The organism is Liquorilactobacillus cacaonum DSM 21116 (assembly GCF_001436735.1).
Classification (GTDB): Bacteria; Bacillota; Bacilli; order Lactobacillales; family Lactobacillaceae; genus Liquorilactobacillus; species Liquorilactobacillus cacaonum.
Map to the genome: position 1 here is coordinate 21461 of NZ_AYZE01000003.1, position 6750 is coordinate 28210.

The window sequence follows — 6750 nt, forward strand, 5'->3', positions numbered from 1 at the left end:
TTAACCCTCACTCGCTAATCTTAATAAATATTGACCGTATTGATTCTTCTTCAATGGTTGCGCTAATACCGCTAGTTGTTCTTTATTAATATAACCCATCCGATATGCAATCTCTTCTAAACACGCAACCTTTTGATTTTGGCGCCGTTCAATTGTTGCGATGAACGAGGACGCTTCAAGTAATGACTCATGTGTCCCAGTGTCCAACCACGCGAAACCACGACCCATCAACTCAACTGATAATGTCCCACGTGAGAGATATTCCTTATTGATATCGGTAATCTCTAATTCGCCACGAGGAGAAGGTTTTATATTCTTCGCAATCTCAACCACATCGTTGTCATAGAAATACAATCCGGTAACCGCATAATGTGACTTAGGATGTTCTGGTTTTTCCTCAATTGACAAAGCATTCATATCTTTGTCAAAATCAACCACGCCAAATCTTTCGGGGTCATTTACATGATATCCAAAAACGGTCGCTCCATGCTCTTTTTCTGCGGCATGTTGTAACATCTTAGAAAGTCCTCCACCATAATAGATATTATCTCCTAAGACAAGACAAACACTGTCATCACCAATAAAATCTGCCCCCAAAATGAAAGCTTGCGCTAATCCTTCAGGTTTAGGTTGGACTTTGTATTCAATATGTAACCCAAGTTCATGCCCATCTCCAAATAATTCTTCGAATCTCGACTCATCTTGTGGGGTTGAGATAATCAAGATATCCTTGATTCCCGCCAGCATCAACGTTGACATTGGATAATAAATCATTGGCTTATCATAGATCGGCATCAATTGTTTTGATGTCGCGCGTGTCAATGGGTACAAGCGTGTACCTGAACCACCAGCTAAAATTATTCCCTTCATGTTTGTCCTCCAAAAAATAAATTCATTTTTTTAATTTCCATTATAGATTGTAACATAAATTAAAATTAATCTTTATTGCAATTACAATAAATAGTCTCATAAGAAAATAAATCATAAAAATTTATTTAATTTTAACGCAACCAACCAATCCCAAACCTTGCCTCTAAATGTTGACGTTTCACGATATTGTGAACAAATATATAATTTAAAGAGTGTTCTTATTTGCGCTTTTTTGTAAAATGCTAAGTGAAGTTCTAAATAGTTTTTAATTTTCAGAGTAATTTTTTTATTTTTTGGAAAACGACCTTCAAAAATCGTGAATGCTTGAATAAGTTGTTGGTATTCGACAATTTTATCTTTTCTATCTTTCTCAAACGAGTCTATTTTACTTGTAGCACTCCAATCATCTGAAATACCAAGCGTATTTTCACCATGTAGCCTATAATTTAGTAATTCTTCATTCAAAAAGACACATCCGTTTGTCAAAGAAGCTATCAAGTTCAAGAACCAATCATGAGGCAATCCAAAGTCATATATCTTAATAAACTCGTCCTTAACTTCCGAAGTAATCGCCATTGCACACCCAGGTGAGATATTTCTCTCAACAATTGAGTAAAATTCAAAATAATTGAGATCTTTTAGTGGATTCTTCGAATATAAAAAATTTGCATTATAGAAATTTTTTCGCAGGTCAAGTTTTACATTTTTTGATTGTCCATCAATTAAACTTATGCCACAGTTTAGAGTTTTAACCTCTGTATTTTTCTCCATCACTTCAGCCATTTTTTCAATTTTTTTTGGAACCCATTCATCATCTTGGTCAGACAAAAAAATAATATCCCCATGTGCTGCTTTCAATAATTCAAAAAAATTCTTCTTATAACCTAGATTTTGCCTATTTTTCTCAACAATCCAATTATTAAGTAGATTTTTTCTGATGTATTCTTCAACTAATTCAAAAGTTCCATCTGTTGACCCATCATCCTTTATAATAACTTCGTCAGGTTGTCTACTTTGATTACGAATTGAATCAAGCTGTTTTTTTATAAATTGTTTCCCATTATAGGTTGCCATAACAACCGAAACTACCATTATTATCACCTACTGCATATCTATTTTTTTTATTACTTCTTTTGTATAATATCCTGTTCTTAACTTCACTGCCATTTTATCAATATTCTTCTTCATAAGATTATATGATTCGACTGAAACACTGTCTAAGACCTGATCCAACCGACTTAAATCATCAATTACAATTCCAATATTATTTTGGAGTACAAAATCGGCCAAAGCTGCCTTCTCCCATATAATAATTGGTACCCCAGAACTAATATATAAGGATGTTTTATGTGGATTGTTGAACAATAAATAATGTCCAAATGTTCCTTCGCACGTAGTTAATGATGGGCCATCCCAGATAAGACCAAAATTTTGAGTTAGGTGCTGTGACAATTTTTCTGGAGAATACTGTCCTGAGTAAATTGTATTTGCTGAGTGTTTTTCAGGCATATTTGGTCCAAATACATAGACTTTATTTTTGGTATTAAGTTCAGTCAAAAAAACTGATTTGAATAAATTTCCTGCAAAACACACAGTCTTTTCATATTCGTGTTGTTTTTGCACGGTTTGCGGATTATCGTAATCGAAGATTTCTAGAACAATCATCCTCGTATTGACGCCATTTTGTAAAAGCCATTGTTTCATTTTTTCATTATGAACAACTAGTATATCTGCATTATTAAATAGTTCGATTTCCCAAGTTGCAGAGTCATTATCACTGCTTTGCAAGCCTTGAATATCGTGAATCCAGATAATGAAATTTGTTTCCTTTGTTTCTTTCAATTTATTAACGAACTTATCAACCATGTATCGTGAAGGGATTGGGTACTGCATAATAAGGTTATCGATTTCAGATTTTTTAAAAAAATTCATCAAATGAGAATAGGTATACCAAAACTTGGCTAATTTATTTGGTTGGTAGGGATTTACCCAAAAAGAAGCATATCCTTCCTCCTTTAGAAATTTAACAATATCCTCTTTAGCCTTACTACCTCCCATCTTTCCGGGATCATTTGATGTAACAATGTAATTAGTCATTAAAAATCTCCTTTGTAAAAAAACAATCTATATCTATTTTTTTCGTTTGTTCAAAATATCCCTAGCTTTATTCACAATTGTCGGCCTTAATAATAAAATCATTACGAAATAGACTACTATCCCAAGAACAACTTCTAAGAGAATTGAAACAATAGTTGAGTTAACCGTGTTATTAATCTTAAAGATTGGAATAAACATTACCAGTCCCGCTACTAAATATTTCCAAAAATTTTGAAATAATTTTCGGTAGCTCACCGTTTTCCTGATTGTCCACAACTGATAACCTGTTACACAAACCTCAGAAATGACAGTTGCTAACATCGCACCTACAAGTCCCCAAAAATAAATTAATGGAAAATTCAATACAATATTGACGATGGCACCTATAATTACAGAGGCTGTATATTCTCTTGTCCTATTTGTAGGTAAAAGAAATTGAGTTCCAATCGCATTACTCCAACCAATTAATATAATTACAGGTGACTCCAACAAAACAGCCATTCCAACTGGCTCAAAACCAGATCCAAAAACAAGTGTTCCTAAGTTAAGTGAGAGACCAGCAATCCCAAACATCATAGCAACTGTTAAAAATGAAATGAAATCAAAGGAGTCATATAACATCTGATTTATTCTTTTCTTTTCTCCATTTGCAAATGCATTGGCAACATGGGGCAACATAACTGTCCCAGTTGCCGTAGCCACAGCCAAAACCGTCTTAATTAGTGTATCTGCATTATTATAATATCCTGAATTAACAGTTCCAGTCATTTTACCTAACATTGTTTTGTTTAAAACAGCATATACACTGATTGCCACTTGCGGGATAAACAAAGCAATCGACGGTCTTAAATGACGAAAAGGATGAAGCTGTTTATATGGTATCTTAACAATTAAATCCTTAATAAACGGCCAAAAAGTCAAATTACCAAGAAAAGTTCCCATGCCAAGAATTATAACATATAACCCTAAATCATTTTTACTTTTAACGAAAATGAAAATTGCTGCCAACGATAATATTTTTACCAATGTATTTCGCGTTACTGTTTTTTTAAAATCCTCTATTCCCATGTAAAACCAAGAAATATCGAATATAACAGCAAGTAAATTAAGCGACTGAAAAAACATTAACATTGGATTTTTACTGAATGGCAAATACACAAAAAATGCAACAAACGCTATTAGAACTGCCAAGATTCTTAAAATTACTAGTTCCCAAAAAGCTTTTGACATCTCAAGCTGATTCTCTCGCAAATAAGCTATTTGACGATTACCATACAAATTAATTCCCAAACTTCCAAATAACACAAAATAAGTAATAATCGAATTTGTATACGCATTTAATCCCACACCTGTATTAGTCAAAACGCGACTAACATATGTGATCGAGACCAACGGTAGTATTACTAATAATAGTTGGTATCCCGCATTATATAAATAATTTCGAATAACATTCATGATTTACTCCCTTTATTTCATTTTCATATACTTTATGTGATATAGGAAATACTATTACTCACATCATATTTGTATCAGACTTAAACTCAGCCCATTATAGCCGATATAGGTATAAATCTCAATTAAAGTTCTAAAAACAAACCTAAGTACTATTATTTTTTTATTATCGAGGCTTTACATCAAGTGGTTATTTGTTATTACTATTGACTTTGAATAATAATATGAAATAATAATTAAGGTAATTAATAATTCATTTAAACTTATAAGGGGTATGTTAAATTGCAGGGGAATAGAAAGAAAAAGTTAATAAAACAATATAAGAAAAGTAATCTAAAACGGCAGCTGACATTAGTCTCTGGATTGACAATGTTATCCTTAGGAACTGGTATCAGCCTCTCAACATACATTGCACAAGCAGACGATACTACCAATGCTGTATCCATTTCACAAAGCTCTAGTAGTTCATCAAGTACTACATCAGCTACATCTCAAAGTTCTAGTTCAAATAGCAGCATCTCAGCTAATAGTGAAACCACTTCTGTTAATTCAACTGAAAAAACTTCTTCTATTAATGTTGATTCTCCTTCTAGCAGTTCTGCCAATGCTGTATCCGAAACACAAAGTACAGATTCTAGCATTACTTCCAATGCTGATTCAAAGGCCGAGCAAGATACCGTCATAAGTAGTTCATCTTCAGCTTCAACAAGTACAGACAGTTCAATTATTGCAAGTACTAGTAGCACTAACAATGTAAGCACAACTTCAGATAATACAACTATGAATGGTTCATCTTCTTCAACAGATGCTTCAATTAGTACAACTGCTGAAGTAAGTACAACTCTAGACACAACTACTACAACCCCAGTCGCGTTCTCTACAGCAGTAACATCTCTCTTATCTGTAAGAGTTCCAGATAACATCTCAATCGGTGATAGTAATTATACGCATGCAGATACAATAGATATCTCCTCATATCAGAGTTGGATAACTTTAAACGATTTTCTTCAACTAAAATCGTTGGGTATTAAGAGTGTAATTGTTAAGATTACTGAAGGAACAACTTATAAGAATCCTTACGCTGCAAGTCAAATTTCACTAGCAGAACAAGCTGGATTGAATGTGGCTGTATATCATTATGCTACTTTTTCAGATTCATCTAGCGGTTCTGCTCAAGGACAACATGTTGCTCAAACAATGCAAAATCTGGGACTAGATAAGAATGTGCTTATTTTTGCAGATATGGAAGATAAAACTACTCTCAGTGACTCCATACAACCTGCTTTGTATGCTTTTTGGAACTCTCTTACAGCTGCAGGATTCAATAATCATGGTGTTTACACTTATATCTCATATGCATATCGCGATCAAGTAGTTGCAACAGTTGGCAAAGCACGAACTTGGATTGCTCAATATCCTTATACACCAAGCAATGGCGGATATTACGAAAACGAATGGAAAAACGAAGGATATGGTGGATGGCAATTTTCATCTACAGCATATATCGATGGGCATACTTTGGACATTTCTCATGACTATAATGGTTTATTAACTAACATATCTAATTTAAATGACAATTTAGCTAATATTGATAATATTTCTGTAAGTGGCAATAAAGTATCTATATCTGGTTGGCACATATCTCCAAAATCTACTATAGAACAGAATGCTTATATTATTATGTTTGATTCAACTACTGGCAAGGAAATTGAGCGTGTAAAATATACACCCCTTCAACGAACCGATGTTGCTGACACCTATTGGTACATCCCAAATTCTGCTAAAAGTGGGTTTGCTGTAACCTTTACTCTTCCATCAGGATATAAATTTGGTGGTAAAAATATTCAATTCGTATTACGTTACTCAGATGATCCCAATGGAAATGGCAATACTACAGATATCTGGTCACAAAAATATAATTATACCGACAATATTGGAAACGTTGATAAGCTTTATTTAAATACTAATAATGTACTATCTGTTACTGGATGGCATGCCGCCGATGCAAGCACTGCACTCAAAAATGCTTTCTTGATTGTCTTTGATAATACCACTGGTAAAGAACTTACCAGAGTCGCATATACACCTACTACTCGTTCCGACGTTGCTAATAGTAATTACGGATATATTTTGAATGCAAGTCAAAGTGGGTTTTCCCAAAACATTAACCTTAGCAAATACTTAGTTAATGGTCATCAAGTTCAAATTGTAATGCGTTACTCTGATGCGGCAAATGGTGAAGGAAATCATGTCGATTACTGGTCTAATCTTTACACTATTGCAAATGCCAATGCTGCTTATGTTGATAGTTTCTCGCTAGGTGCCAATAAT

At 33.7% G+C, this 6750-nt stretch carries 5 protein-coding genes; 1 reads left to right on the top strand and 4 read right to left on the bottom strand.

Going from position 1 to position 6750, the window contains the following annotated elements:
* The 4 genes from rfbA to FC80_RS00495 form a co-directional block, all read right to left on the bottom strand.
* A complete protein-coding gene (gene rfbA / locus FC80_RS00480; RefSeq protein ID WP_057828194.1) occupies positions 1 to 870 on the bottom strand; it encodes a glucose-1-phosphate thymidylyltransferase RfbA in 870 nt (289 codons plus the stop codon).
* A gap of 111 nt (positions 871 to 981) precedes the next feature.
* On the bottom strand, positions 982 to 1962 hold the full coding sequence (locus FC80_RS00485) for a glycosyltransferase (RefSeq protein WP_057828195.1): 981 nt from the start codon (positions 1960 to 1962) through the stop codon (positions 982 to 984).
* Between the two features lie 9 nt (positions 1963 to 1971).
* The gene (locus FC80_RS00490; RefSeq protein ID WP_057828196.1) at positions 1972 to 2967 is read right to left on the bottom strand and encodes a glycosyltransferase; all 996 of its coding nucleotides are present in this window, start codon (positions 2965 to 2967) and stop codon (positions 1972 to 1974) included.
* Between the two features lie 33 nt (positions 2968 to 3000).
* Entirely contained in the window at positions 3001 to 4422 is a 1422-nt protein-coding gene (locus FC80_RS00495; protein WP_057828197.1) for an oligosaccharide flippase family protein, read from the bottom strand.
* 279 nt (positions 4423 to 4701) lie between these two features.
* Here FC80_RS00495 and FC80_RS00500 point away from each other — a divergent pair.
* A partial coding sequence (locus FC80_RS00500; protein ID WP_268872124.1) for a GH25 family lysozyme occupies positions 4702 to 6750 on the top strand: 2049 nt, incomplete at its 3' end.

Bases quoted from the DNA above. Each gene is read 5' to 3' on its own strand.
- rfbA (WP_057828194.1), bottom strand. From the start codon at position 870: ATGAAGGGAATAATTTTAGCTGGTGGTTCAGGTACACGCTTGTACCCA.
- FC80_RS00490 (WP_057828196.1), bottom strand. From the start codon at position 2,967: ATGACTAATTACATTGTTACATCAAATGATCCCGGAAAGATGGGAGGT.
- FC80_RS00485 (WP_057828195.1), bottom strand. From the start codon at position 1,962: ATGGTAGTTTCGGTTGTTATGGCAACCTATAATGGGAAACAATTTATA.
- FC80_RS00495 (WP_057828197.1), bottom strand. From the start codon at position 4,422: ATGAATGTTATTCGAAATTATTTATATAATGCGGGATACCAACTATTA.